This window comes from Helicobacter sp. 23-1044, assembly GCF_053654695.1.
This window is the reverse complement of sequence record NZ_JBSIUQ010000014.1, coordinates 13,123-38,238: the sequence shown is the minus strand read 5'-3', so window position 1 is coordinate 38,238 and position 25,116 is coordinate 13,123. Positions and strand designations below refer to the sequence as shown.

General features: G+C 40.2%; 32 protein-coding genes. 13 read left to right on the top strand and 19 right to left on the bottom strand.

The features are described 5' to 3' along the window. Positions 1-48: 48 nt before the first annotated feature. The 6 genes from ACWIUD_RS10585 to ACWIUD_RS10560 form a co-directional block, all read right to left on the bottom strand. A complete protein-coding gene (locus tag ACWIUD_RS10585; RefSeq protein ID WP_454148905.1) occupies positions 49-219 on the bottom strand; it encodes a hypothetical protein in 171 nt (56 codons plus the stop codon). 66 nt (positions 220-285) lie between these two features. After that, positions 286-804: a hypothetical protein gene (locus ACWIUD_RS10580; protein WP_454148903.1), complete on the bottom strand. Its 519-nt coding sequence runs from the start codon at positions 802-804 to the stop codon at positions 286-288. Positions 805-809: 5 nt separating this feature from the next. Continuing rightward, the gene (gene gatA, locus ACWIUD_RS10575) at positions 810-2,219 is read right to left on the bottom strand and encodes an Asp-tRNA(Asn)/Glu-tRNA(Gln) amidotransferase subunit GatA (protein ID WP_454148901.1); all 1,410 of its coding nucleotides are present in this window, start codon (positions 2,217-2,219) and stop codon (positions 810-812) included. Positions 2,220-2,250: 31 nt separating this feature from the next. Further along, on the bottom strand, positions 2,251-2,376 hold the full coding sequence (locus ACWIUD_RS10570) for a hypothetical protein (RefSeq protein WP_454148899.1): 126 nt from the start codon (positions 2,374-2,376) through the stop codon (positions 2,251-2,253). 6 nt (positions 2,377-2,382) lie between these two features. Then, positions 2,383-2,544, bottom strand: a complete 162-nt coding sequence (locus tag ACWIUD_RS10565; protein ID WP_454148897.1) for a hypothetical protein — start codon at positions 2,542-2,544, stop codon at positions 2,383-2,385. Beyond that, a complete protein-coding gene (locus ACWIUD_RS10560) occupies positions 2,471-3,784 on the bottom strand; it encodes an MATE family efflux transporter (protein WP_454148895.1) in 1,314 nt (437 codons plus the stop codon). Before ACWIUD_RS10560 ends, ACWIUD_RS10565 begins: the two co-directional genes overlap by 74 nt. A 173-nt stretch (positions 3,785-3,957) precedes the next feature. On the opposite strand from ACWIUD_RS10560, the gene modA reads away from it, so the two are divergent. Genes modA through ACWIUD_RS10545 form a run of 3 tightly spaced genes read left to right on the top strand, consistent with a single transcriptional unit; the run spans position 3,958 to position 5,350 of the window. Beyond that, a complete protein-coding gene (gene modA, locus ACWIUD_RS10555; RefSeq protein ID WP_454148894.1) occupies positions 3,958-4,686 on the top strand; it encodes a molybdate ABC transporter substrate-binding protein in 729 nt (242 codons plus the stop codon). After that, a complete protein-coding gene (locus ACWIUD_RS10550; RefSeq protein ID WP_454148892.1) occupies positions 4,686-4,862 on the top strand; it encodes a hypothetical protein in 177 nt (58 codons plus the stop codon). The genes modA and ACWIUD_RS10550 overlap by 1 nt, the downstream gene beginning before the upstream one ends. Positions 4,863-4,873: 11 nt before the next feature. Next, positions 4,874-5,350, top strand: coding sequence for a TOBE domain-containing protein (locus ACWIUD_RS10545; protein WP_454148890.1), 477 nt, complete (start codon positions 4,874-4,876; stop codon positions 5,348-5,350). Between the two features lie 69 nt (positions 5,351-5,419). On the opposite strand, the gene ACWIUD_RS10540 is transcribed toward ACWIUD_RS10545, so the two are convergent. Beyond that, positions 5,420-6,340, bottom strand: a complete 921-nt coding sequence (locus tag ACWIUD_RS10540; RefSeq protein ID WP_454148888.1) for a glycosyltransferase family 9 protein — start codon at positions 6,338-6,340, stop codon at positions 5,420-5,422. A 120-nt stretch (positions 6,341-6,460) separates the two neighbouring features. Here ACWIUD_RS10540 and modB point away from each other — a divergent pair, with 120 nt between their 5' ends. From modB to ACWIUD_RS10515, 5 genes are all read left to right on the top strand, one after another. Next, positions 6,461-7,129, top strand: a complete 669-nt coding sequence (gene modB / locus ACWIUD_RS10535; RefSeq protein WP_454148886.1) for a molybdate ABC transporter permease subunit — start codon at positions 6,461-6,463, stop codon at positions 7,127-7,129. Beyond that, positions 7,126-7,995, top strand: a complete 870-nt coding sequence (locus tag ACWIUD_RS10530; RefSeq protein ID WP_454148884.1) for an ABC transporter ATP-binding protein — start codon at positions 7,126-7,128, stop codon at positions 7,993-7,995. The genes modB and ACWIUD_RS10530 overlap by 4 nt, the downstream gene beginning before the upstream one ends. 178 nt (positions 7,996-8,173) lie before the next feature. Further along, positions 8,174-10,456, top strand: a complete 2,283-nt coding sequence (gene topA / locus ACWIUD_RS10525; RefSeq protein ID WP_454148883.1) for a type I DNA topoisomerase — start codon at positions 8,174-8,176, stop codon at positions 10,454-10,456. A 167-nt stretch (positions 10,457-10,623) separates the two neighbouring features. Then, positions 10,624-12,336, top strand: a complete 1,713-nt coding sequence (locus tag ACWIUD_RS10520) for a hypothetical protein (RefSeq protein WP_454148881.1) — start codon at positions 10,624-10,626, stop codon at positions 12,334-12,336. 79 nt (positions 12,337-12,415) lie between these two features. Further along, positions 12,416-13,279: a biotin synthase gene (locus tag ACWIUD_RS10515; RefSeq protein ID WP_454148879.1), complete on the top strand. Its 864-nt coding sequence runs from the start codon at positions 12,416-12,418 to the stop codon at positions 13,277-13,279. Positions 13,280-13,541: 262 nt separating this feature from the next. Here ACWIUD_RS10515 and ACWIUD_RS10510 read toward each other — a convergent pair whose 3' ends face one another. Then, positions 13,542-13,931 (bottom strand): ankyrin repeat domain-containing protein, encoded by a 390-nt coding sequence (locus ACWIUD_RS10510; protein WP_454148877.1) that lies wholly within the window; start codon positions 13,929-13,931, stop codon positions 13,542-13,544. A 15-nt stretch (positions 13,932-13,946) separates the two neighbouring features. After that, entirely contained in the window at positions 13,947-14,135 is a 189-nt protein-coding gene (locus ACWIUD_RS10505) for a hypothetical protein (RefSeq protein WP_454148876.1), read from the bottom strand. A 110-nt stretch (positions 14,136-14,245) separates the two neighbouring features. Here ACWIUD_RS10505 and ACWIUD_RS10500 point away from each other — a divergent pair, with 110 nt between their 5' ends. Further along, positions 14,246-14,464, top strand: a complete 219-nt coding sequence (locus tag ACWIUD_RS10500; RefSeq protein WP_454148874.1) for a hypothetical protein — start codon at positions 14,246-14,248, stop codon at positions 14,462-14,464. Positions 14,465-14,509: 45 nt separating this feature from the next. Here ACWIUD_RS10500 and ACWIUD_RS10495 read toward each other — a convergent pair whose 3' ends face one another. The 10 genes from ACWIUD_RS10495 to ACWIUD_RS10450 all read right to left on the bottom strand — a co-directional run bounded on the left by ACWIUD_RS10495 (position 14,510) and on the right by ACWIUD_RS10450 (position 20,379). Next, complete coding sequence (locus ACWIUD_RS10495; RefSeq protein WP_454148872.1) at positions 14,510-14,638, bottom strand: hypothetical protein; 129 nt, start codon at positions 14,636-14,638, stop codon at positions 14,510-14,512. A 7-nt stretch (positions 14,639-14,645) separates the two neighbouring features. Continuing rightward, the gene (locus tag ACWIUD_RS10490; protein ID WP_454148870.1) at positions 14,646-14,819 is read right to left on the bottom strand and encodes a hypothetical protein; all 174 of its coding nucleotides are present in this window, start codon (positions 14,817-14,819) and stop codon (positions 14,646-14,648) included. Between the two features lie 14 nt (positions 14,820-14,833). Then, on the bottom strand, positions 14,834-15,259 hold the full coding sequence (locus tag ACWIUD_RS10485) for a hypothetical protein (RefSeq protein ID WP_454148868.1): 426 nt from the start codon (positions 15,257-15,259) through the stop codon (positions 14,834-14,836). Positions 15,260-15,290: 31 nt separating this feature from the next. Then, positions 15,291-16,055 carry a hypothetical protein gene (locus ACWIUD_RS10480; RefSeq protein ID WP_454148866.1) on the bottom strand — a complete coding sequence of 255 codons (765 nt, stop codon included), beginning with the start codon at positions 16,053-16,055 and terminating at the stop codon, positions 15,291-15,293. 38 nt (positions 16,056-16,093) lie between these two features. Next, a complete protein-coding gene (locus ACWIUD_RS10475; RefSeq protein ID WP_454148864.1) occupies positions 16,094-16,219 on the bottom strand; it encodes a hypothetical protein in 126 nt (41 codons plus the stop codon). Between the two features lie 125 nt (positions 16,220-16,344). After that, positions 16,345-16,662, bottom strand: a complete 318-nt coding sequence (locus ACWIUD_RS10470) for a hypothetical protein (RefSeq protein ID WP_454148862.1) — start codon at positions 16,660-16,662, stop codon at positions 16,345-16,347. Between the two features lie 4 nt (positions 16,663-16,666). After that, positions 16,667-17,716, bottom strand: coding sequence for a type IV pilus twitching motility protein PilT (locus tag ACWIUD_RS10465; protein ID WP_454148860.1), 1,050 nt, complete (start codon positions 17,714-17,716; stop codon positions 16,667-16,669). A 14-nt stretch (positions 17,717-17,730) separates the two neighbouring features. Further along, positions 17,731-18,600 carry a hypothetical protein gene (locus tag ACWIUD_RS10460; RefSeq protein WP_454148859.1) on the bottom strand — a complete coding sequence of 290 codons (870 nt, stop codon included), beginning with the start codon at positions 18,598-18,600 and terminating at the stop codon, positions 17,731-17,733. Next, positions 18,597-19,556 carry a type II secretion system protein gene (locus tag ACWIUD_RS10455; protein ID WP_454148857.1) on the bottom strand — a complete coding sequence of 320 codons (960 nt, stop codon included), beginning with the start codon at positions 19,554-19,556 and terminating at the stop codon, positions 18,597-18,599. Before ACWIUD_RS10455 ends, ACWIUD_RS10460 begins: the two co-directional genes overlap by 4 nt. A 10-nt stretch (positions 19,557-19,566) precedes the next feature. Continuing rightward, positions 19,567-20,379, bottom strand: a complete 813-nt coding sequence (locus tag ACWIUD_RS10450; protein ID WP_454148855.1) for a hypothetical protein — start codon at positions 20,377-20,379, stop codon at positions 19,567-19,569. A gap of 188 nt (positions 20,380-20,567) precedes the next feature. Here ACWIUD_RS10450 and ACWIUD_RS10445 point away from each other — a divergent pair, with 188 nt between their 5' ends. From ACWIUD_RS10445 to ACWIUD_RS10430, 4 genes are read left to right on the top strand one after another with little or no spacing between them, the layout of a single operon-like run. Then, complete coding sequence (locus tag ACWIUD_RS10445) at positions 20,568-22,313, top strand: hypothetical protein (RefSeq protein WP_454148854.1); 1,746 nt, start codon at positions 20,568-20,570, stop codon at positions 22,311-22,313. Next, the gene (locus ACWIUD_RS10440; protein WP_454148853.1) at positions 22,310-22,948 is read left to right on the top strand and encodes a hypothetical protein; all 639 of its coding nucleotides are present in this window, start codon (positions 22,310-22,312) and stop codon (positions 22,946-22,948) included. Before ACWIUD_RS10445 ends, ACWIUD_RS10440 begins: the two co-directional genes overlap by 4 nt. After that, on the top strand, positions 22,945-23,490 hold the full coding sequence (locus tag ACWIUD_RS10435; protein WP_454148851.1) for a hypothetical protein: 546 nt from the start codon (positions 22,945-22,947) through the stop codon (positions 23,488-23,490). The genes ACWIUD_RS10440 and ACWIUD_RS10435 overlap by 4 nt, the downstream gene beginning before the upstream one ends. 11 nt (positions 23,491-23,501) lie before the next feature. Next, complete coding sequence (locus ACWIUD_RS10430; RefSeq protein ID WP_454148849.1) at positions 23,502-25,115, top strand: secretin N-terminal domain-containing protein; 1,614 nt, start codon at positions 23,502-23,504, stop codon at positions 25,113-25,115. Position 25,116: the final 1 nt, after the last annotated feature.

The window sequence follows — 25,116 nt, the reverse complement described above, 5'->3', positions numbered from 1 at the left end:
TTAAAGTTGAAATTTTAGATTCTGCGATTTTAATTTGATTCGCAGAATCTAATTTTTGTCATTCTGAGGGAGCGAAGCGAAATATCTCAAAAATATTTCGTCATTGCGAGAAGTCGCACTTTGGGCGACTTCGTGGCAATCCATAATTTCAAAAATAAAAAAGATAGATTGCCACGATTTTGCAACTTTTAGCAAAGTCGCAAAATCTCGCAATGACAAAATTAAAATTTAGATTCTGCGATTCGCAGAATCTCGCCAAAGCAAATTTACTCTTATGCAATTTAGTTATTTTTCAGGCAAATCCCACTTTTCATCACACGCTCTACTATGCCCTAAATCACAGGCTTTTTTAATAAATTGCTTTGATTTTTGCTTCGCTTCATTTTGCTTAATCCCTTGCGATTTATAAAAATTATCGTAGTTTATAAGCGCAAGTATGTAGCAGGATTGCGCGAATCCATAATCGCAACCTTTGGCAAGGTATGCTTCTTTTTTGGCATTATCCGCCTTAAAAAAGCGCGGTGAAGCCACCCCAGCTTTCGCATAATGATAGGCGATTGTGTAGCAAGACTCGCCGTCTTTTAATTCACAGCCCTTTAACGCATAATTTACCCAAAGTTTCATAGATTCTACATCTAAAAAGCGCGATTTTTTGCTGCTCTTGCCGTAGAATCTAGACACTTCTCCACACGCGATTTTATCTTTTTCATTGCATTTTTTAATTAAATCTTGTAAATTTGATTCGCTTATTTCTGCGCCAAATAGCACATTTATTGCGATAAAAAATATCAAAAATCTTTTCATAAATCCTAAACCTCGCATTTTGATTCGATAAATAGTGCCAAATCTAGCAAGTTTTGCTCATCAAAGTGATTGCCAAGTATTTGAATGCCGATGGGGAGATTTTGGCTATTTTTTGCGATAGGGACGCAGATTGCGGGGATTCCTGCTAAATTCGCGCCGATTGTGTAAATGTCGCTTAAATACATTTCAAGCGGACTTAATTTTTCACCTAATTTGGGCGCGACATTGGGCGCAATGGGGCTTAAAATCACATCGACATTTTTAAAAATCTCACTATATTGAAATGCGATTAAATCCCGCACCCGTTGCGCTTTCAAATAATATGCGTCATAATATCCGCTTGATAGCACAAAATTGCCGATTAGGATTCGCCGTTTGACTTCATCGCCAAAGCCTTGTGTGCGCGTTTTTTCGTATAATTCTTTGAGATTTGCGCTACCTTGCGCTCGATTGCCATAGCGAACGCCATCAAACCGCGCTAGATTCGCACTTGCTTCTGCCATCGAAGTGATATAATAGCTTGAAATGTGGTAGTTTAAGTCAATCATCACCACTTCTTTGATTTCGTGTCCTTGCGAATCTAGCGTCCGCACCAAATCATCATAAGCCTTGCAAATCTCGCTATTTGCGTTTTTTAGCGCGTTTTTTAAAATGCCAATTTTAAATTTGCGATTTTCATTTAGCTTCTCAAACGCCCCACCTTGCGTATCTATTTCGATTCGACTTGTCGAATCCAATTTGTCGCTCCCTTTGATAAAATCAAACAGCAACGCACAATCGCGCACATCTTGCGCGATAGGACCGATAATATCAAGGCTAGAACTATACGCCACAAGCCCATATCGGCTAACCGCGCCATAAGTGGGCTTCAAACCCACGCACCCGCAATATCCCGCAGGCTGGCGAATCGAACCTCCCGTATCGCTCCCAAGTGCCGCCACCGCAATGCCACCAGCCACCGCAGCCGCGCTCCCGCCACTGCTCCCGCCCGGTGTGCGCGATAAATCACGCGGATTTTTTGTCGCGCCATAGACGCTTGATTCAGTCGTGCTTCCCATTGCAAATTCGTCCATATTTGCCCTGCCAAAGGGGGCGCAGTTGTGTTTCAGTAGATTTTCAATCGCAGTGGCGTTGTAAGGCGACTTATAACCTTTCAAAATCGCGCTACCGCAGGTGATTTCCCAGCCTTTGACATTTATATTGTCTTTGATAAGAATGGGGACGGCATTTGCGCTAGATTTGCGTGAATCGCCCGAATCTAAATCGCTTGATTCGCCAAAATCACCCAAATCTAGCGAACTTTCATCGATGATATAGGCATTTAGTGGCGAATCTTTGGCATTTTTGGCGATAGTGGATTTTAGCTCTTTTAGCGCGTCTTTGGGGAGTTTTAGGGCTTCTCGTAGTTTTATCATTTTTTACGCTCCAAAAATCATTAAAAAATTATTAAAAAATTTTGGCATTATAGCGAAAATATATTAGATTCTGCGAAATCGCAGAATCTCGCACGAAAATCGCAGAATCTACGCTAAATTCGTCATTGCGAGTCCTTGCGATAGCAAGGCGAAGCAATCTATGCTAGATTCTGCGAAATTGCAGAATCTTGCGGTAGATTCTGCAAAAATTATTTAGATTCTGCGTTTTTACGCTAGATTCTGCCGCAGAATCACACCACCGCTTTGTTTTGCCATTTGCGCGACTTCCAGCGATATGCGTTGCAAAGTCCGCGTAGCCACTCATCAGCGCAAAATCCTATCCAAATCCCCACGATTCCAAGCCCAAAGTGAAAGCATAGCGTATAACCCACAGGGAGCGAGACACCAAGCATGAAGACGATTCCTGCGAAAAATGGGAATTTTGCGTCTCCACTTGCGCGAAGCGAATTTACCATTACGATATTGAATGTCCGCCCGATTTCAAGGACGATTGAGAGCGTGAAAAGTGGCAACATTATCGCACGCAGTGCCGAATCTAGCCCCAATCTATCCATTATAAAATGTTTGCCTACAAAAAATGTGATGACTACGATGAAAGTCGCCATTATGCTTAAATATAGCACCCGCCAAGTGTGCTTGTAGGCGATTTCTAAATATCGTGCGCCGACTAATTTGCCGATGATGATTTCATTTGCGATTGAAAATGCCTGTCCTGTGAGCATTATCAGCATTGAGATTTGAAAATAAATCGTCTGCACACTTGCATTTTCCGCACCTAGCGAATACACAAAGCTTAGCGCGATAGTGTATTGCACAATCCATATTAGATTTTCTCCCGCGCTAAATGAGCCGATTCGCAAGACTTTCGACAAAACTTCGCGCTCAAATCTAAAAAGTTGCTTAAAATAAATTTTTATTTTTAGCTTAAAGATTATCACACATAGCAAGATTAGCATAGCTACCACGCGCCCGATGATTGTAGCAAGTCCCACGCCCCAAAGCTCCCAATCTGTGTGATTTAGCGTGTAATAATTGCAACAAACCGAAATGATATTCATCACAAGGCTAGTTAGCGTAACAAAACTTGCCATATTATACACGCGCACGATTGAGGCAAAGACAATGCCAAGCGCGTCAAAAAAGAGGCAGATTCCTAGCATTTTTAGGTAAATGTGCGCTTGTTCAAACTGCGTTTGCGGGACATTGAGTTGAGAGAGCAAAAAATCGCCCTGCGTTAGGATTATCACGCCACATATTAGCCCTAAAAGTGCGTTTAAAAAAAGGCTTTGGTGCATTGCCTTTGAAGCTAAATTTGCGTCCTTTGCGCCGATTGCCTGTGCGATAACCACGCTACAACCCACGCTTAAAAAGCTAAAAATGGTGATAAATAAATCAAGCACCTGATTTCCCGCGCCCATCGAGCCCACAAGATAGCTTGAGTGCTTTGAAACCATATAAGTGTTTAGCATTAGGCTCAAATAGCGCAAAAACATTTCAAAAAATATAGGGATAGCAAGTGCGCGAATCGATAATCGTTTTGACAAAAAAATCCTTTTTTGGCGAAATTTTGTGAAAATAAAAGTGGGATTTTAGCAGATTCTGCGATTAGATTCTGCGAAAATCGCAGAATCTTGTATTTTTATGGATAATTTTGCTATATTTTTAAATATATTTCGCTTCAAACGAAATATTGAAATTTAAATCAAAAGGATGGGAAATGAAAAAGCTACTTTTAATCGCATTTTTGGCAGTTTTTGCAAATGCGGAGGATATAATGGTTTTGGCGGCGGCAAGTTTGAAATTCGTGCTTGAAGACATAAAAGCCGAATTTTTAAAGGATAGAGCAGGCGATAAAATAGAAGTCAGCTACATCGCCTCAGGCAAGGCGTATAATCAAATCATAAACGGCTCTCCCGCGCAGTTTTTTATCGCGGCAGACACGGGCTACACGCAAAAACTTTTCGATGAAAAGCGCACGAGCGATAAGCCTACGAATTATGTCAAAGGCAAACTTGTGCTTGTGAGCTATGATAAGAGTTTGAAAATCGATTCGCTAGATATTTTAAAGGATAGCAAAATCAAAAAAATTGCACTCCCAAATCCCAAACTCGCCCCTTATGGCGTGGCTGGTGAGCAATCACTGCAAAAATCAAAGCTGTATGACGCGCTGAAAGGCAAACTTGTTTTGGGCGAATCCATCGGGCAGGCGTATCAGTATATCAAAACGGGAGCGAGTGAAGTGGGCTTTAACGCGCTGTCTATGGTTATCAAAGATAAGGACGCGAATTATTTTGTGGTGGATTCGGCACTTTATGAGCCTATCGCTCAGGCTATGGTTATCACGGAGGCTGGGAAAAACTCCAAACTTGCAAAAGATTTTAAGGCGTATATTTTAGGCAAAAAGGCGCAAGAAATTTTTGCGAGTTATGGGTATGATAAACCCTGATGTGCGTTGTCTCTTGCGTGTATTTGCGAGATTCTGCGCACTCAACTGCTCAATCCGTAGGATTTGCGAGTGAAACGAAGCAACCATTGACTTTTATGTCCTATTTTCGCAGTTTCGTGCTTGAAAACCCACAAATCCATCGCAAGATACTTCCGCACAAATATTTAGAGCAATAGAAGGATATTTTATGAATCGCATTCGCGCTAAAATCACCAAAATCACCAAAAGTGGCGCAGTCGCGCTAGTGAAATTTGAATCGCTTAAATCTAGTGCGAATCCAAATGGCGATTTGGCGAATCAAACAAGAGCGAATCCTGCAAACAAAAACGCAGAATCTACCGCAAATCCTGCGATTTTTAGCGCGGTTCTGCTTGACTTTGCGGATAATTTGGCGCAAGGCAACGAATGCAATGTCATTTTCAAAGAAAGCGAAGTGATGATTGCAGCGCTAGATTCGCGTGTGAGTGCGCGGAATTGCTTTCTTTCGCGCATTGTCAAAATCGAATGCGATGAAATTTTTGCGCGAATCTTTTTGGATTTTGATGGCATTCAAATCACCGCGCTTATCACCAAAGAAGCGAGTTTGGAGCTGAATCTAAAAGTGGGCGAAATCGTGCTGTGGTTTGTGAAATCAAATGAAGTTATGGTGGAGTTTAAGGCGTAAATTTTGCTAGATTCTGCGAATTTAACATTTCAAAATCCAATACTTCTTTTGCTTTTTGCGTAAATTCATTTAAGGTTTTTCTATAAGTTTTTTGCCATCCAAACTCCACTGCAAATCTTTGATTTGCCCCCCCCCGAAGCGATATTGCGCTGCTTTGTCGATAAATACAAGCGTAGGGATTTGCAAGATATTACACAAATGCACATTGCCCGTATCAATGCTAATTAGATAATCCAAACTCATCGAAATACTCACAAGCGAAGCGATATTTGCGTCATTTACAAAAATTTTTAGATTTGGGAGATTTGCGATATTATTAAACTGCAAAGGATTATGCGAAAAATTAAGCAACACAAACAAAAACTGCGGATAACTCCGCGCAAGATTCACCGCTAAATAATACCAATCTTTGTAATAAAAATTTACCCCCACGCTTTCTTTGTGATTTGAAAAAGCGTTAATGCCGATGATTTTTTTATACGGAAAATCTATGCTTTGAAAAAATGGCGTAGTTAGGCGTGAATCTTGTGGCAAAAAATCGCGCATTTTGCCAAAGTCGATTTTGGCGAAATTCTTATCATAATGCTTTGGATTTATCACGCGCACGAGTTTTAGCACGATATCAGCCATATATTTTTTAGCGCGAAAATACGGAAATGGCGTTTCAATTTTGCGCGAAGTAAAACTAATCCAATGCGGATGAGCGATAATGCGCCTAAAATTTAGCTTCAAAATCTCGCGGAAAAACTTACCACTGCGATGATTTGTGATAAAAATATCGGGATTCATCGCGCGAAGTCTCTCTATGCTAACTTCATTTGAATCAATCACGCCATCAATAAACCCCACTTTTTGCATAAAATCAAGCGGAATGCCACTATGATAAATAAGTAATTCATCATTTGGAAAAAGGCATTTGATTGCATAGAGTGCCTTAAAACAGCACAAAAAATCGCCAAATCCCCCGCCTTGAAAAATAATCTTTGCCATTTTTATCCTTTTGTGAAAATAAGGGTGGCATTATAGCAAAATTGCGCTTTGTGTGGATTGCAAATATTAGATTCACCCAAATCCAAACCGATATATATAAAAAAATATTAAGGCACACAAATGCAAAGCGAATTTTTAGAGACGATGGCACTGACATTTAAAATCGCCACCATTACCACGCTGATTTTATTGCCGATAGGCATTATGCTAGGCTACTTTTTGGCATTTTGCAAACGCGCTTACGCACTAGTCATCGAAGTTTTGGTGTGGATGCCACTTGTTTTGCCCCCGTCTGTGCTTGGATTTTACCTGCTTATCACATTTTCGCCACAAAATTTCATCGGCAAATGGCTATTAGAAACATTTGGCATAAAGCTTGTTTTTAGCTTTGAGGGGCTCATTTTGGCGAGTGTGATTTTTTCGATACCATTTATGACAAACCCTATCAAAGATGGCTTTGCAAATCTGCCAAAATCTTTAAGCGAAGCGAGTTACACGCTTGGCGCGGGGAAAATGCGGACACTATTTTGCATTTTGCTACCAAATATCAAATCAAACCTAATGCTAGGCGCAATCACAAGTTTCGTGCATACAATCGGCGAATTTGGCGTGGTGATGATGATAGGCGGCAACATCGCAGGGGAGACAAAAGTCGCAAGTATCGCCATTTATGAGGAAGTCGATACGATAAATATGGGACTAGCGCACAAGTATTCATTCACGCTATTTGCGGTATCATTCGCCCTTTTGCTAGTGATTTTTTTTATAAATAAAAGGTTTGCAAAGTGATTGAGCTTAATATAAAAAAGTCGCTAAATGGCGCAAATGGGGCGATTTTGCTAGATATTGCTACGCAGATTCAGCGCGGGGATTTTATCAGCTTTTTTGGCAAATCAGGTGCTGGGAAAACTACGCTTTTGCGTCTAATCGCAGGGCTTGAAGTGGCGGACTCTGGGCGAATCGTGGTAGATAATGAAGTGTGGTTTGATAGCAAATCTAAAATAAATCTCCCGCCACAACGGCGCAAAATAGGATTCGTATTTCAAGACTACGCGCTTTTTCCGCATTTTAGCGTGTGGAAAAATTTGGCTTTTGCACTCCCAAACAAGCGCGAATCGCACAAAATCGATGAGATTTTAAACCTAATGCAGTTAGAAAATCTGCGTGATAAACTCCCACGCGAATTGAGCGGTGGGCAAAAACAGCGCGTGGCACTTGCCCGTGCGCTTGTATCAAATGCAAAAATTTTGCTACTTGATGAGCCGCTCTCCGCGCTTGATAATGAAATGCGCGTCCTTTTGCAAGATGAGATTATCCGCGCTCATCGGCACTTTGGGCTAACTACGATTTTGGTTAGCCACGATATTAGCGAGATTTTTAAGCTATCAAATCGAATCTTGCACCTACAAGATGGCAAAATCATCAGCGATGGCGATATGAATAGCGTTTTGGGCGCGGATTTTGTGAGCGCGAAGTTTAATTTTAGCGCGAAAATCGTTGATATATGGCAAAATGGGCTGATTTTTATTGTGAAAATTTTGGTAAATAATCAAATCGCAACCATTACAATGGGGCGCGAAGCGTGGGATTTCAAAATCGGCGATGAGATTTTTGTCGCAAGCAAGGCGTTTAATCCGATTGTATTTAAGGTGTGAAAAAAATTTCGATTATTCGTAAAAGTGCGCTAGATTCTGCGAATCGCAGAATCTAGCATAAAATCGCAGAATCTACCGCTAGATTCTGCGAATCAAACAATAATCACGCCAGATTCTGCGAAATTTAAAAAAATTCGCTACAATTCGCATTTTATTTAAAAATTTTAAGGACAGCTTTTTGAAACTAATCATAGTCGAATCCCCCGCAAAAGCGCGGACAATAAAGAATTTTTTGAGTGGCGATTACAAAGTGGTGGCAAGTAAAGGGCACATACGCGACTTGCCAAAAAAGCGATTTGGCATAAAGATTGAGGATAGCTCATTTACCCCAGAATACGAGATTCCCACCGACCACAAGGACATTGTAAGCGAAATAAAAAAACTTGCCAAAGACGCAAACGCCGTATATATCGCAACAGACGAGGACAGAGAGGGTGAAGCAATCGGCTATCACATCGCCCAAATCATCGACAAAAAGCAATCATTCCCGCGAATCGTATTCCACGAAATCACCAAAAACGCCATTGTCGAATCGCTAAAAAATCCACGCGAAATCAATTTAGATATGGTTCAGGCGCAACAAGCAAGGCGACTTTTGGATAGAATCGTAGGCTTCAAACTTAGCCCACTTTTAAACCAAAAAATCCAAAAAGGCTTATCCGCAGGGCGAGTTCAAAGTGCGGCACTCAAACTCATAGTCGATAAAGAGCGCGAAATAGCCGACTTTAAGCCTGTGAAATATTTTAGCATTGATGCGATTTTTGGCAAAGATGTAGGCGAATCAAAAGGCAAAAAAAGCGCGGATTTAGGCAACATTGAAGCAATTTTATGCGCATACAAAGGCAAAAAAATCGCAAAATTAGACTTGCAAGATGAAAAATTAGCAAAAGAGATTCAAACCCTTGCGCTAAAATCAACATTTAACATTCAAAATATTGAAAACAAAAGCAAAAAAATCTCCCCGCCACCGCCATTTATGACTTCGACAATGCAACAAAGCGCATCTAGCAATTTGGGCTTTTCGCCATCCCGCACGATGCAAATCGCACAAAAGCTCTACGAAGGCGTCCCCACCGACAAAGGCACGATGGGCGTTATCACTTATATGCGAACAGATAGCCTAAATATCGCTAAAATCGCGCAAGATTCGGCACTAAAACTTATTGAGCGCGAATTTGGCAAAGAATATCTTCCGCCAAAACCGCGAATCTACGCAAACAAACAAAAAAACGCCCAAGAGGCGCACGAAGCGATTCGCCCGACAAATTTGGATTTTAGTCCAAGCGTTGCAAAGTCCTATCTTGCGAGTGATGAGCTAAAACTCTACACGCTGATTTACAATCAATTTTTGGCTTCTCAAAGCGCGGACGCAAAATTTGATAGCCAAAATATTATTTTTAGTGATAAAAGTGGGACGATGGATTTTAAGGCAAGTGGCTCAAAGCTTGTGTTTGACGGATTTTACAAAATTTCTGGCGCAAAAAATAAGGACAAAATTTTGCCACCTTTATCTGTGGGAGATGGCGCGAATCTCAAACAATGCGACATAAACGCGCACGAAACCGAGCCACCGCCACGATTTAGCGAAGCATCCTTAATCAAAACGCTAGAAGGGCTTGGTATCGGGCGTCCTAGCACTTACGCGCCTACAATCACTCTGCTAAAAAACCGCGAATATATTAAGGTAGAAAAAAAGCAGATTTTTGCCACAGAGATTAGCTTTGTGGTGGTAGATATGCTAAAAGAGCATTTTTTGGAGATTGTCGATTCGAGCTTTACAGCACGGCTTGAAGAGAAGTTAGACTCTATTGCGGAGGCAAAGGAAAAGTGGCAGAGCGTCCTTTGGGAATTTTATAAGAATTTTGATGCACAGATTCAACGCGGCAAAAGCAATATCGCTTCATTAAAGCAAAACACACCCACAGGCGAATCTTGCCCAGAGTGTGGCAAAGAGCTAGTAAAGCGCAAAAGCAAATTTGGCGAATTTGTCGGGTGCAGCGGCTATCCCAAATGCAAATTTATAAAGCGAGATGAAGTTGTCGGCGAAAACGCAGAATCTGACGCAGAATCTAGCGATGAATTTGGCGTTTGCGAAAAATGTGGCAAAGCGATGATTAAAAAAGTCGGGCGAAACGGCGCATTTTTAGCGTGTAGTGGCTATCCAAACTGCAAAAACACCAAATCACTTGGCGCGAAAAAAGAGCGCAAAGTAATCGAAGGCGTGAAATGCCCCAAATGCGGAGGCGACATTGTCGAGCGCATATCAAGGCGCGGAAAATTCTATGGTTGCGGGAATTATCCAAAATGCAAATTTGTAAGCAATGGCGAACCTACCGCCAAAAAGTGCAAATCCTGCGAAGGCGCGGAGTTTGGCGGAATGCTAACGCTAAAAGAAACCAAAACCAAAAAATATTTGGAATGTTTGGATTGCAAAAAGAAAGTAGATTTGGGGAAAGATTGAGTGTCAAACGATTTGTGGTTGAAAATATCAAAATGGCGAAATAAAATCATTTTCAATGTAAGGATTTGATTTATTATGCGGAAAATGCGAAGGTGGTGGCAAGTGCCACCTTGAAAACGGGCGAATAATAATACAATAAACCTTAAATAATCCTTAAAGGAATCGCAATGAAAAAAGTCTTTTGCATTATTTTGGCGTTTTTGAATCTATCGAATCTATGCGCAGAATCTAGCGCAAATTTAGCAGAATCTAGCACAAATTTAACAGAATCTATCCTAGATTCAGCCAAATCTAGCGCAAATTTGGGCGAATCTTTTTTAGATGAATCTTCGCCATTTTTTCTAACCACTGATGATTTGCTATCCATTGCCGAGCTTACAAATGCTGATTTGCAAAACTCCGCTTTTATCCGCACCTTGCGCAAAGAAAATAGCACAGATGAGATAGACAAAGCAGTCATCGCAATTTCGGATTTTATTAGCACAAGTAGCTATCCTATCAATATCGAGTTTCTAGCCCGTGCCACGCTAAAAGACATACTCAAATCAAAAACGCTAAATCTAACCACCGCCATTTCTGGCAATGCAATGAGCGAGGATAAAATGTTAGATTCTATCCGCTCTATGCGCAATGAAAGCGAGTTTGGCGATATTGTCCCAAAGGGTTTGCTTTTGTCGCCCAAGTATTCTTTGAGCGCGACAATTTCAAGCGAATCAAAGGCACTTGGCGCGATAAATAGCGTGGAGTATAGCTTTATTTTCAGCATTACAAATTTGCATAGCGGTTTGGTTGAGTGGGATTATATTGAGCGCGTGAAAAAATCCGCTAAAAGCCCACTGCCAAAGCTAAAAAGCGCAGAATCAAAATATGGCAAATTATGCCTACAAAAGCCCACAGAGATTATTTTGCAAATGGATAGAAAAAAGGCTTGCGAAGTGGCGATAGTGGATATTTGGCAAGGTAGCTTTCAAGCAATCTCCGCAAACAAAGCTACACTAATGCAACAATACGCAAATGTCGCTTGTGAGTTAGATTCGGCGTTTGGTTGTAGGGCTTTGGGCGTGGTGTATAAATATGGCATAAAAGAAAATCTAAACACAATAGCCGAATTTAGTGGCAAAGATACAGGCATTGCGCTAAATGAAAAAGAAAACATTTTGCTAAAAGCAGATATGAAAAAAGCAAAAAATGCCTATACAAAATCCTGCGATTTGGGCGATGGCGGTGGTTGCTACAATCTATCGCTTTTAGAATACCACAGCCAAAATGCAAATTTAAAAAAAGCAAGCGATTACGCAAACAAAGCGTGTAAATATGGATTTGGCGATGGGTGCGAGTTAGCAAAAGAGATAGAATTAAGCAAAGGCGAAGTGCTTTCAAAAGACGCGCTAGATAAAATATCGCAATGCGAAAATGGTATCCCGCAGGGGTGCTTGGGAGCTGGATTTAACTATCATCACGGCACAAATGGCGCGGTAAAAAATCAAACAAAAGCATCGCAATTCTACAAAAAAGGCTGTGATTTGGGGCTTTCGCATTCGTGCTATTTGCTTGGAATGTATCAAGTGCAAGGCTATGGAGTGGGCGCAAAAGATATGAGAGAAGCTGCGATTAACACGCTAAAAGCCTGTGAAGCCGACCCACTAAAAGAGTGCCAAACTATCGGCAAATTTGATACAAACGCAACGCAAGAGATTTGCATTAGAAATACAAAGCTCACCACAGGGAGCGCGTGTTTAAGTGCTGGGAGCTTTTTTGAATCAGGTGTGGGCGTGAAAATCGATACAAATGAAGCATTGCGAATCTACAAAAGAGGTTGCGATTTTGGCGTAGAAAATTCGTGCGAAGCGTATAAAAATCTAAAAGAGAGAGTTCGGTGAAAATAATATTTTTGCGTGTATCTAAAATTTTGGCGTGAATTTTGTGTAAGATTCGCATAAAAATAAAGGGGTAGTCGCAATGAAAAAAGTCTTTTTATGTTCTATTAGCAATGTTTCAAGTGGCGCGTGTGCGGAGGATTGCGCATATTGCAATCAAAGCATAAAATATGGCAAAAACGCACAGATTTACAAGCCAAAAGAGCAGGTTTTAAGCGAAGCGCAAAATTTGGCAAAATTTGGCGCAAGTGGCTTTTGCTTGGTAACTTCGGGGCGTGGTTTGGATAGCAAAAAATGCGAGTATGTCGCGGATTTGGCGCACACGATAAAGGCAAAGTTGCCAAAAATGCTACTAATTGCGTGTTGTGGGATTGCCGATAGGGATTCGCTATTGCATTTAAAGCAAAACGGCGTGGATAGCTACAATCACAACTTAGAGACCGCGAGAAGCAATTTTTCGCGCATTTGCACCACACACAGCTTTGAATCGCGCTTTGAGACTTGTGAAAATGCGTTAAGCGCGGGGCTAAAACTATGCAGTGGCGGGATTTATGGATTGGGCGAGAGCGTGGCGCAGCGAATCGAGCTTCTATCCGCCCTAAAAAGCCTAAATCCGCATTCGTCCCCGATAAATTTTTATATACCCATTAAATCATCTTTGCCAAACCCCGCCTTGCCAAACGCCGTTATGTCGCGCGATGAGGCATTAGAGACGATTATAATGGCGCGAGAAATGTTGCGCGATTGCATTTTAATGCTTGCAGGGGGGAGAGAAGTCGTCTTTGGGGCAAATCAGCGCGAGATTTTCAAATACGGCATTGATGCTATCGTGCTTGGCGATTATCTAACCACAAGTGGCGAAGCCCCGCGCAAAGATTTGGCGATGATTGAGAGTTACAATCTAAAAATCGGGCATTTGATAAATGACAGAAAATGCGCAAGTTAGATTTTGCGAAATTGCGCTAGATTCGCGTGAATCGTGTGAAAATCGCAGAATCTAGTGTGAAAAAAACTAAAAATCGCAGAATCTAGTGCGCCAATTTGTCATTTGATTACTTCGCTTCGCTCGGAATGACAAAATAAAAGCAGATTGCGATTCGAATATAAAAAATCGTAGAATCTAACTTTAAATGTGGATTGTCTCTAATCAAACAAAATTTTACACAAATCTTGCCTTTTGATTTTTGTATCTCAATCTAAATTTTAAGTTAAATAAAATGCCAAAAATCAGGTCTCCCCATTTTGTTTAATATCGCCATTGCCTTTTTATCGCCTTCCCGAATTGCTGCTTTTACTATTCCATCTATCTGTTCTGCTACTACGGCAATCATCGATTTGTGGATACATTGTTTTATTTCATTAGTTTTTGAGAAATCAATAGCCATTTTGCCGTCATCATTTTTAATAAAAATTTTAGCAGTGGGGATTTCTAATAAAAATTTTACCACTTCCAAATGCCCATTCATAGAGGCATACATTATAGCTGTATTGTTTTGCTCATCTGCAAAGTTAATATTCGCTCCATTTGCTAGGCATTGTTTGACACCGCTTAAATTGCCACTTTTGGCAAATTCTAATAATTCATTATTTAAATACATACCCTATCCTTTCACTTAATATAACCCATTAGAATTTCCCAATGGTTCTCTCATAAATCCGCCATCTCTAATATCCACTTCATAAAACGCAACTCTATGCTTAGTTTCACGGCATTTTTGCTCGATATTTTTAATTTCACTGCGTTTATTTTGCGGTGTATTATGGTTATTTAACAGACGCAATAAGTAAAGTGAAGTTGTCATATTTTCTCCCTTAAATTTTAATTAAAAACAGCGATTATAACTGCCCCCCCCCTTAAAGTTTTCTTAAAAAATAATTATTTTTTTGATTTTTTATGTAGATTTTACAAAAAATGCGTAGAATTGTAACGATTTTAACGCAGATTCTGCGATTTATGGCGATTAGATTCTGCGAATCGTGTGAAATCGCAGAATCTAGTGTGAAAAAACTAAAAAGCGCAGAATCTACCCACACCTTAATCCCACGCGCATTTGGGAGGGGGAGCTACGGATTTGCACACCGCAAAGGTGGGGGAAGTTTGAATTTGCACTTCGCAATGGATGGGAGTTAGAAAAAGCCACTCCCCTTGCGGGAGGGGTTTGGGGCGGGGTATTTATCACAAGGGAGGGGGAGAATTTGAGATTTTTTTGGATTGCCACGAAGTCACCCTAAAAGCGCGACTTCTCGCAATGACTGGATTTTTACGCTTTGATTCGCCTCGCAATGACACAAAATATTCACGCAACCATCAATCACTTTTTAGTTGTAGTTTGCGTAGTTTTGGGCTGTGTGTTAGTGTTATTTTTGTTTTGCTGATTGCTTATTATTTTCTTAATCTCTTCTTCGGTGTGATAAGTTGCATCTTCTTGTGCAATCTGCGGTTTTTGATTATTTACACTTGAATTTTCATTGCTATCATTACTCATAATATCACCTCCTTTTAAGAAATTTGCCACATAATTGTGGATAGAGCTAGAATTGTTATGTAGGTAGCAAATACATATCCAAAATTCAAAAACTTTGTAGCACAAGCCCAGCAATTTGGTCTTTGGATTCCATCCAAAGTATTTTGTTGTTTTATGCCCATCGATTTATTTGCCGTGCAATAAGAAAAAAGCGCAAAGATTAGCGTAATCGCATTACTTGCAATTACCACTTTAAGCGATATAGGTGGTATTTTGGATAAAAAATCTTTATCCACTATCGCTAGTAGTAGCCCAAATAAGGCAGATGATATAGCCATAATTATTTTGGATTGTTCTTGCATATTTCTCTCTTTTGCATTTTCATAAAGATTTAATACTCTAACAATATCTTTGGCTTGTTTATCGAGCGAATCTTGCCCATTTGTTTCATTATTTTCCAAAATAGTCCTCCCACTTTTACTTAAATTTCGCTTAATTTGAATCATTTCCTATTTTCCACAGCAAATTACAAGCATTGCCACCTTTTGTTCTGCAAAGATTTGGTAGATATTTTAAAAGTTCGTTCTTGTATTCTGGTGCTGTAAAGCCAGCTAAAATATTTAAGCTGCCATCATATCCTAACTCCCAAGCTTTCACATAGGTAGCTATTATTTGTTTGTGGTCTTCGTAATAACTCGCTAAATATGAACAACCTCTGCCATTACCATTATCACACATTTTTTTAAATATGGCGACTAATTTTTCTTTATCTTTTTCTATTCTCTCTAGATTACCACACGCTCTGTAATCATAATCATCATATTCACAGCCTTTTTGATAGTAGGCTTTTGCTTGTTTGCCATCTAACTTTCTTTCATACATATCGCCTAACGAATTACACGCTTTGCCGTCGCCATTTTCGCATTTACAAGTATCATCATCGCTTTCGCAAGTTTGGGTTAGCTCTTTTTGGCTTTTCTCTTGCTCTAGTTGCTCTTGCTTTTTTTGTTGTGCTTCTGCTTTTTTACTATTACGCGAATCATATAAATTTTTAGAAGCGATGTAGAGCGATTCATCTAATTGTTCTAGTCTGTTATTGCAGTTACCAGCCACTTCACAGGCTTTGGCATAGTATTGTTTGGCTTTATCGCCCTCTAATTTTTGAGCATATATATCTGCTATTCTGTTGCAAGATTCGCCAATATATTTTTCGCCATATTTATCTTTACCATTGCAACCTTTTTCATAATGCGCCAATTTGTAGCATATCTCGCTTACACCTTCATCGCATAGCTTTATTCGTTATTAGCCTTTCGCATTATCTTGTCTTTATCATCGCCACTTGCGCTATCATCGCCACACGCCACGAATCCTAACGCTATAAACGCTAGGACTACCATTTTTAAAAATGAATGTTTCATTTTTAACTCCTTAATTTTTAAATTTCTGCGAATAATACAAAAAAAAAAAAACGCAAGTCAATAAAAAAGTGAAAAAATTTGTAAGAAATTGTGGGGATTTTTAAGAAAATGAGTGGGATTGTTTTTTATGGATTGCTTCGATTCGGCATTGCCGAATCTCGCAATGACGGCGTAGTGGATTCGTGTTTGATTTTTTTGGATTGCCACGAAGTCGCCCTAAAAGTGCGACTTCTCGCAATGACAAAAAATAAACGCGCTAGATTCTGCAAATCAAGTAAATTTCGCAGAATCTTTGAGATTCTTCGCTTCGTTACACTTCGCGCGAGAATGACAATATTAGCGTAGATTCTGCGTTTTTGTAGAATTTCACACAAAAAGCGCAAGAATCTCCCCGCAAAACTCGCAAAGCTCATAAAACTTATAAAATTTACACAAATCCGCAAAAACTCACAGCGTGGCGCTTGCGATGTCGTATTCCTCTTTTGAGATTATGCGATTGCCATAAAGCTCATTTAGGCTTTGTGCCATTGTTTTCATCTCGGTTAGCGTTTGTCCTATCATCATTTGTGAGTTGATTTGGTGGATTTTGTTTTCGCGGATTAGGTTGCGAATCGCGGGCGTGCCGATTAGAATTTCATTTGCCGCTACGCGTCCGCCATCTACGCGTGGGAGCAAGATTTGTGACAAAATGCCCTCGATTGTGATTGCCACTTGGCTTCGCACTTGCTCTTGTTTCGCGCCCTCAAATGAGCTTACAAGGCGGTTTATCGTTTGCGCTGCGGAGTTTGTGTGAAGTGTGGCAATCACCAAGTGCCCCGTTTCGGCGGCTTCAAGGGCGATTTCCATCGTTTCAATATTTCTCATCTCGCCGATGAATATGATGTCTGGGTCTTCGCGTAGTGCGGATTTTAGCGCGCGTTGAAATGACTTTGTATCCTCGCCCAAATTGCGGTATGAAAAAAGGCAATTTATGCCCTTATGGACATATTCGATGGGGTCTTCGATACACAAAATGTGCTTTTTTTCATTTTGATTGATTTCATTTATCATCGCGGCAACGGTGGTGGTTTTCCCGCTACCTGTGGGTCCTGTAACGAGTATCAAACCCTTTCGGCGGGTAACTAGCTGTTTTAAAATCTGCGGTGCGTTTATGCTATCAAGCGTTGGGATTTTGGTGACAATCGTCCTAAACGCCGCTGCCACGCTCCCCATCGTGTAATAGTAATTCACCCTAAATCGCCCCACATCCTCTAACTCGATTGAGAAGTCTAGCTCTCTCTCTTCTTCAAGCGTCTTTTTTTGCTTGTCGGTTAGAAGCGAATAGCAAAGTTTGTCGATGTCCTTTTTGTCTAGCACAGGCAAATTTAGCTTTACCAAAATCCCATCGATTCGGATTTGCGGTTCGCTTCGTGCGACTAAATGCAAGTCGCTTGCGTTGTGCTTTACGGTGGTTCTTAATAGCATACTGATGTCGTAATTTAAGTTCGTTTCTTCCATTTTCTACTCCATTTTTAAGGTTTAATGATTTGCCGTTTGGTAACGCGCAAAGTTTGATTTGTGATTGGATTTGTGACGCTACCTGAAATGTCAAGCAAAAAGGCGTTTTTGGTTTCCTCTTGTATTTCGTAGCATCGCTTATTTGCATTTTCAGGTTTTTGCACATCCGCCTTGCACGAAATAAGGTCTGCGCTTTGCATATACACTCTTGCGTCATACTCGTCATAATTATCAAATGGCGTCATTTTGAAGTTGAATTTATACTCGCCATTTGCGCCGTATTCGATATATTTTTCAATCGGGTCGGCAGGGTTTTGCCGTTTATTTCTGCCGGCGGTTTGCCCTGAAATATTATTCGGTCCTAAATCGCAATCTGCGCCCTCCGCGCAAATAAATCCATTTCGTTGCGCATATAAAATCGCTAACTCCGCAGTGGAGTTTAGATATAAATCTAATTGAATTGCGATGTATTCATTTGTCGTGGTGTTTAGCGTTTTTGCGCTAAATTTCAGTCCCAAAATGCCAAGTCCGGCGACTATGATGGTTAAGATTATCGCAAAAATCATACCAAAGGCAGCGCGATTGCCTCTTGCGTATATTTGCGGGATTCTGCGCGCATTTGATTCTGCGATTTTCGCAGAATCTGAGTTGTTTTTTATATTAGATTCTGCGAAATTCGCGCGATTCGCAGAATCTGCATTGCTCTCCGTCATTGCGAGATTTGCCAAAGGCAAATCGTGGCAATCCATAGGATTGTTTTTTTGGATTGCTTCGGTCGCTTCGCTCCCTCGCAATGACGAAAGATTTGTTTGGATTGTTTGGATTCTGCGTTCGCAGAATCTCACAACAAATTTATTTTCTTTCATATCATTTACCTTTTTCATTGCATTATTATCCCCTCTTTGCAAAATTCATCCATCACGCTTTTTACCACGCTTGGTTCAAAGCAAATGCGAATGCGAATGAGACTAGAACTCGCCTCCGTCCAAATGTGGAGATTTGAGACGCGCTTGGCGATGAGCGTGGTTTTAGTCGTTTGGACGCTTTGGGTGATTGTCAAGTCGCCTTTTTCATAATTTTGATTTGCGCCATTTTCGATGGTGATGAAACTTGGCAGTTGATTTACGATAATCGCCACATCGCCTATTTGTTTTGGGACGCTAAAAAGTTCCATAACTTCCTGCTTGTCTTTATTGTTGTAGCTAAATCCGCGAATGGGGAAAATCGCGGTGTTGTCCGTTACTTTTTGTGCGTAATATTTATTCCCCACATAACTATTCGTCCCGACATTGACAAATGGGAAATACAGCGCGATTTTATCGCTGTTTATGAAACTTCGCATATTATCCGTTGAACTTTGACTATAAATTATGTTGCAACCCTCGATTTTCCCGTTATTCATTTTGCAACCGCTCTTTTCCACATCGACAAATCCGCTAAATAACGGCAAATTTAGTCTTCGATTACCATCAAAATATCCCTGCTCGATGTTCTTATTTTTTTCGATGAAATATAATCTCGTGCCGTGCTCGATGCCGATTTTACCCTGCTCGGCGTTATTTACAAAGGGCATTGAAGTATAATTATTGTTCCCCTGAATAGCAATCGAATCCCAAATAGAATTTTGCAAATAACTTGAAATTTGGCGGATGGCAGACGCAGAATCTAACTCAATTCTAGCGAATTCCTTTTGCAAAGTGTAGTTTGTGAGAATCTGCACGATTGCCTTGCCACCTGCGACTGAGACAAGTCCTACGATTGCGATGACAAAGACGAGTTCTAACATTGTAAAGGCACTTCTTTTTGTGGTAGATTCTGCGAATTTATTAAAATTTTTCATCTCTCCCCCTTTATGGATTCTGCGTGTTGTCTTTGATTAGCGGGATATCCGTGCCGATATTTGTCGCATAATATGTAAATACGGCGGAGAGTTCATTGCCACCATTTGGGTCGATGCGTCTTAACTCGATTTTGATTTCCTTAATATCGCTACGAGTAAAGCGGGGATTTATGATTTTATATGCAGTATTCGCGCTATTGCCATCCCCATCGCCAAAATCTTTATACGCAATAGTTGTCCTTAGTGCAAAAATCTCATTATTTAGATTTGTAACATTGCCATTTTTGTCCCGCTCGCTGCCACCTTTGACTTTTATCTCATAAGTGTGAAAATCATTGATGGAGTTTAAATCCTTAAAGTTTGGCAAGATAAAAGACGCGACTTTCGTATTTGGGTCGCACATACGGCGTTTATTTGCGTTTGCAAGTCCCTTTTTTGTCATAATATTTTCGGTGACATTTGTTTTTATGCCGTTTATGAATTTTTCAACGGCGACTTGCTTGCAATCTGTCGCTGTGTTGCCCGTGTTTAGGATATAATACACGCCAGAATTTTGAAAATCATCGACATTTTCTTTATCCCAAGGTTTGGATTTTATCGTCTCCATAAGCGTTAGCGCGTTGTAATAACCGATGACATTTTGCGACATCATCGTATTTGCGCTACTTTGGCGGACGATTAGCGGGATGGAGAGGATGATAAAACCGACAATGACGATGGAGAAAATGAGCTCAATCATCGTAAAGGCGGTTCTTGCGCTGTGTTTTGTCGTAGATTCTGCGAATTTCGCAGAATCTAGCGCAGAATCTTGTAAATTTTGCATTTCCTTTTCCTTTCGTAAATCAAAAATAAATAAAATCTTACCACAATTCAAAATATTTTATCTTAAATCGTAGATTTTTAAAAATAATATACAAAAATTTATAAACTTACTGCTAAAATTTCAAATTTTTATAAATATTGAAACGATAATACCGATTTGATAAAATATTTTGTCAGCAAGGGATAAAAATGAAGTTTAATATATCATCGCTGTTTAGTTCAGGGAAAAAGAGCATAAAGCAGAAAACGGCAAATTTGCTGTATTATAACTGCGATTCGAAAATATCTTTTACATCGCAGGGCGGGAAAATTTCGCAATTTACAAAGGCAGTCACGCCAAGTGCTAGAATTGCCACTTTGCTAAATTTTGATTTGTTACTCAAAACAAATATCGAAGTGCCAAAAGATACGGATGAAAACGACATAGACGACTTCATCATCGAAAATACTTATAAGCAACTAAATATCCCCACGGATGCGAGTTATGAAATATCGTATTTTAAGATTGAGACGAGTTTTGACGCAGACCATTGGAATTATGATGTTTATGCCATCGATGCGGGGCAGTTAGAGAAAACTTATGATGATTTAGTCGCAAAGTCGCAGTTTATCGATGTTATCACCGCTTCGCCATTTTTGCCACTTGTGCTTTATAAAAAGGGCAAATTAGATGTGGCGGATAATCATATTTTTGTATTTGTAGGGGCAAATAGCGGGATTTTTGCCTTTTATAGCAAGGGCGAACCGATTTATGTAAAAACAATAGGTTGCAATATGCACCGCCTCCGCGTGGAGTTTAATCAAGAAACTTCGCTAGAACTTAGCACAACCGAGTTTGAAAACTTCATCTCTGGCAACTCACAGGAATCCGCCGAGCACAAAGCGTCAATCGACTCAATGCTAGATAAAATCAGCAGAGACATTGAGGAAAATATTTTGTATATTAAGCGAGTTTATCAGGATTTAGACCCGCACACAATGTATTTTGGGATGAGTTCGGAGTATGATAATGCTTACTTGCAGTTTTTCAAAGATTCATTTTTGATTGATGTGCAGCCATTTAATCAACTCGCATTTACCGATGTGCAAAGGGGCGAGCACGCGATAGCAAGCATTGCAATGCACTATGCGGACTTATATATCAACGACCCGCAGTCAAAACTGCCAAACTTCTCGTATGCAAAGCGTCCAAAGCCACTTTCTCAAAGAGAATGCGGGCAGTTTGTGATGATTGTGGCGGGGATTTTCGTGCTTTCACTTGCGTATCCTGTGTATAATTTGGGAATGGGCGCATTTTTAAGTTTTAGAGGCGATACTTTGCAAAGTGAATATGATAGCGTTTTACACCCACAAGCGGAGGAATATCGCGGTAGGGAAGGACAGCTAAAAACGCAAATTGACTCTTTGCGCCAAACAAAAACGGGAATTGATAAAGAGATTGCCGATGTGCGTGGAAATATGAGCGATATTCACACTTGGCAAGTGGGATATATCCAAAAGTCAAAAGTCGTAGATGATATTTTAAAAGTCGCCAAAAATAGCAAGGTAGATATTGTGAAATACACGGCGATTGCGAATAATAATCAGCAGTTGATTGTCGAGCTAAACCTCTTTGCCAAAACGCAAAAAGACATTTCGGACTTTATCTTAAATCTAAATAATCAAAAGATTTATAAAAGTGTAAAAACCACAAAAGTGCAAAGATTCGCAGAATCTAGGGACACTGCGCCAAATAAAGCAGAGCAAACCCCCGCGCAAAAGATTGCAAATGTCGCTAAAAATGTCGCAAATACCGCAGAATCTGCGCTAGATTCTGCGAGTGAAACGCTTGAAGTTGAATCAATCAGTGCGAAATATGATTTTAGCATAAATCCCGATTTGGAAAAGAGGGTTAGTCAGCGTTTAAATTCAATAGTTAAGGTGGTGGTGCGATGAATCAACTGCAAACACAATTTTACGAACAACTAGATAAATTAGATGATTATCTAGCGGATAAGAACTCATCCGAACGGGCATTATTTGGGTTAATTGTCGGTGCGGCAATAGCAGCGGCACTGTATTTTGGCGTATATGATATGGCAAGTGAATATCGCGCTGGATATGAATACTCGCATAACGATATTAGCACCAAAGTGGCAGAGGAACGAGATTATATAAACTCTATGGATAGTGGCGGATTTTTGGCATTAGAGCAGCAAATAAGTAGCACAAATGAGCAAATAGTGCAAGCACAAGGCACTTTGAAGCGACTAAATGGTCTGCTAAATGATGTTTTTGATAGCAGTAGAGATTGGTTTCTCACATTTGATGAGGCGAGTAAAAAGGCAACTGAATTAGGACTTATCGTAAATGCTACGGATATTGAGTTTCAAGATAATATCAGTCTTGGCGGGATGACGCATTCTAACTTTGTGCTGTATGGTTATGGCAGGTATAATAAAATTTTAGAATATATCGATTGGTTGGAGACTTTCGGGCAGTTTGTCTCGCTTGATAGTATAATCATCGAAAGTAAGGATAATCGCCTTAATTTCAGCATTTTGATACGCAATTTTAAAGGAGGTGTATGATGAAGGCAGTGCTATTATCATTTATCGCTGTATTTGTGCTTATGGCAAATGAGGCAAAAGCACCAGAAGCACAGGCGACTATCGCGTCAGCAGACCCGGATATTAAGTTGAAAGATGATATTGTGGGATTTGAGAGAGAGCAGTTTTTCCAAGATAATGGGGGGAATGTAGATGACCCGTTTGTGTATGTTTATCGTCAGCCGGAGGATATGGCAGAGCGAGAGGCGAAAAAAGTTCAGTTGGCACAAGATGTGCTTACACTAAAAGTTAAGAGCATTGTTGTGGCACCAGATTCTGCGATGGGTTCTGCGGAAAAACAGCGATATGTTGCCCACATCAATGACAAATGGGTGAAGGAGTGTAAAGTGGAAAGTGGCAAGCAAATATGCGATGAAATCGTAGGGTGGAAGGTTATCAAAATCGATAAAGATAAGGTGACTTTGCGCGTTGCGGATGCGCGGATTAAGGGACTTGATGATGTGAATTTAGCAGTAATGCCAAAGAAAGTCGAAATCATAGTAAGCAAATTTAACGATAAGTAGGTAGGATTAGGATGAAAAAGTATATTTTTGTATCATTGGTGTTTTTAGGTTTGTTAAAAGCAGGTGGCGTGTGCGAGGATAAAACATTTAGTTTTTATTCTGGTGCTACGGATGGGACTACGATAGGCGAACTTTTAGTGCAGCTATCAAATGAGTGCGGTTATAGTATGATTATGCGCGATGATGCCGCGAAGAATAAATTAGCAGATTCTGCGCCTGCGCTGAATGTCGTTGAGTGGCCCTTGGAGAAAATCTTTGATTTATTGCTAACGGAGCACGACTTAAATTACGAGTTTGATGGTAAGATTCTGCGGATTTCATATCTTATGACTGAGACTTTTAGGATTAACTATATTGGCACTGCTAGGACGGGCGAAAGTAGCACAGATATCACACTATCACAGGGCACTTCAAGTGGTAGTAGCAGTGGCAGTAGCGGAACTTCTAGCGGTGGCAGCAGTGAAAGCGGGACGGCAGATAGCGTTAGCGGGACAAAAATAAAATCCACTGATGATTATAACTTTTGGGATAAAATAGAAAAAGAGATTTTTGAAATCACATTTCGCCCCGGCGATGAGTATCGCCCAAATAAACCAGCGAGTTTGGAGGGCGAGGGCAATGAAAATGATGGTGCTACCGCAGATAATAATGTCAAAAAGGCAAATACAAGTGCTGGTATCCAAGGACAAGCAGTTGTGGTGAATAAAGCAGCTGGATTTATTAGCATTACAGGGACGATTAAGCAAATTGAGCGCGCTAGAAAATATATCAAAGATTTAGAGGCACAGCTTCAAAATCAAGTGCTAATTGATGTAAATATTTTGACAGTTACGCATAATAATGGCAACACCGTTGGTGTGGATTGGAATCAAGTGTTTAATTTAACTAATTTTAATGTACCAAATCAGCAACAAGGTGACATTACCGCAGGGGAGAAATTTGGTCCTTGGAGATTTGTCCCGGCTGGTATGTCGTTTAATCGTGTTTTAGAGCTTTTGGCTACTTATGGCACGGTGCGCTCTGTTTCAAATCCAAAAGTGCTAACGCTAAGTAATCAACCCGCCTTAATTAGCGTAGGAAGCATTTTGCGCTATAAGAAAACTTCATCATATTTAACGGCGACTAGCGGGACTTCATCAACTACAACCGACGAGGATTATCCAAGTGTGTTTGCCGGTGTTTTACTAGATATTACGCCATCCATTCAGGGCGAATACATTATGTTAAAAATCAATCCAAGCATTACAAAGACAAAAGATACCACAGTGGAAAATCAAGCTACGGCTTTGTTGGAGCCACCAAACCTAAGTGCAAGTCAGCTTTCATCTCTCATCCGTGCAAAAGATGGTGATAAAATCGTAATTGGCGGTTTGATAAATAAAAATGCGACAGTTGTAAAAAATAGAGTGCCATTTTTAGGACATATCCCACTTTTTAAATATGTTTTCTCTTATGATTCGCAAAAAGAAGAAACCACTGAGATGGTGATTGTCATCACTCCGCATATTGTTAAGCGAAATGACAATCCAAGCTTGCAGGATTTAGGATATAGCGAAAATGTGAATGAAATCATCAAAACAGGCGATGTCAAGGCAAATATCGAAGAAGTTGTCAGCGAGGATTAAG

Excerpts from the sequence above, each read along its gene's own strand:
- ACWIUD_RS10505 (WP_454148876.1), bottom strand. The coding sequence starts at position 14,135 with ATGACAACTTCACTTTACTTATTGCGTCTGTTAAATAACCATAATACA.
- ACWIUD_RS10450 (WP_454148855.1), bottom strand. The coding sequence starts at position 20,379 with ATGCAAAATTTACAAGATTCTGCGCTAGATTCTGCGAAATTCGCAGAA.
- ACWIUD_RS10565 (WP_454148897.1), bottom strand. The coding sequence starts at position 2,544 with ATGAGTGGCTACGCGGACTTTGCAACGCATATCGCTGGAAGTCGCGCA.
- modA (WP_454148894.1), top strand. The coding sequence starts at position 3,958 with ATGAAAAAGCTACTTTTAATCGCATTTTTGGCAGTTTTTGCAAATGCG.
- ACWIUD_RS10490 (WP_454148870.1), bottom strand. The coding sequence starts at position 14,819 with ATGAGTAATGATAGCAATGAAAATTCAAGTGTAAATAATCAAAAACCG.
- ACWIUD_RS10460 (WP_454148859.1), bottom strand. The coding sequence starts at position 18,600 with ATGAAAAAGGTAAATGATATGAAAGAAAATAAATTTGTTGTGAGATTC.
- ACWIUD_RS10465 (WP_454148860.1), bottom strand. The coding sequence starts at position 17,716 with ATGGAAGAAACGAACTTAAATTACGACATCAGTATGCTATTAAGAACC.
- ACWIUD_RS10520 (WP_454148881.1), top strand. The coding sequence starts at position 10,624 with ATGAAAAAAGTCTTTTGCATTATTTTGGCGTTTTTGAATCTATCGAAT.
- ACWIUD_RS10455 (WP_454148857.1), bottom strand. The coding sequence starts at position 19,556 with ATGAAAAATTTTAATAAATTCGCAGAATCTACCACAAAAAGAAGTGCC.
- ACWIUD_RS10445 (WP_454148854.1), top strand. The coding sequence starts at position 20,568 with ATGAAGTTTAATATATCATCGCTGTTTAGTTCAGGGAAAAAGAGCATA.
- ACWIUD_RS10510 (WP_454148877.1), bottom strand. The coding sequence starts at position 13,931 with ATGTATTTAAATAATGAATTATTAGAATTTGCCAAAAGTGGCAATTTA.
- ACWIUD_RS10475 (WP_454148864.1), bottom strand. The coding sequence starts at position 16,219 with ATGAAACATTCATTTTTAAAAATGGTAGTCCTAGCGTTTATAGCGTTA.
- ACWIUD_RS10550 (WP_454148892.1), top strand. The coding sequence starts at position 4,686 with ATGTGCGTTGTCTCTTGCGTGTATTTGCGAGATTCTGCGCACTCAACT.
- ACWIUD_RS10435 (WP_454148851.1), top strand. The coding sequence starts at position 22,945 with ATGATGAAGGCAGTGCTATTATCATTTATCGCTGTATTTGTGCTTATG.
- ACWIUD_RS10430 (WP_454148849.1), top strand. The coding sequence starts at position 23,502 with ATGAAAAAGTATATTTTTGTATCATTGGTGTTTTTAGGTTTGTTAAAA.
- ACWIUD_RS10580 (WP_454148903.1), bottom strand. The coding sequence starts at position 804 with ATGAAAAGATTTTTGATATTTTTTATCGCAATAAATGTGCTATTTGGC.
- ACWIUD_RS10440 (WP_454148853.1), top strand. The coding sequence starts at position 22,310 with ATGAATCAACTGCAAACACAATTTTACGAACAACTAGATAAATTAGAT.
- ACWIUD_RS10500 (WP_454148874.1), top strand. The coding sequence starts at position 14,246 with ATGCGTAGAATTGTAACGATTTTAACGCAGATTCTGCGATTTATGGCG.
- modB (WP_454148886.1), top strand. The coding sequence starts at position 6,461 with ATGCAAAGCGAATTTTTAGAGACGATGGCACTGACATTTAAAATCGCC.
- ACWIUD_RS10515 (WP_454148879.1), top strand. The coding sequence starts at position 12,416 with ATGAAAAAAGTCTTTTTATGTTCTATTAGCAATGTTTCAAGTGGCGCG.
- gatA (WP_454148901.1), bottom strand. The coding sequence starts at position 2,219 with ATGATAAAACTACGAGAAGCCCTAAAACTCCCCAAAGACGCGCTAAAA.
- ACWIUD_RS10545 (WP_454148890.1), top strand. The coding sequence starts at position 4,874 with ATGAATCGCATTCGCGCTAAAATCACCAAAATCACCAAAAGTGGCGCA.
- ACWIUD_RS10540 (WP_454148888.1), bottom strand. The coding sequence starts at position 6,340 with ATGGCAAAGATTATTTTTCAAGGCGGGGGATTTGGCGATTTTTTGTGC.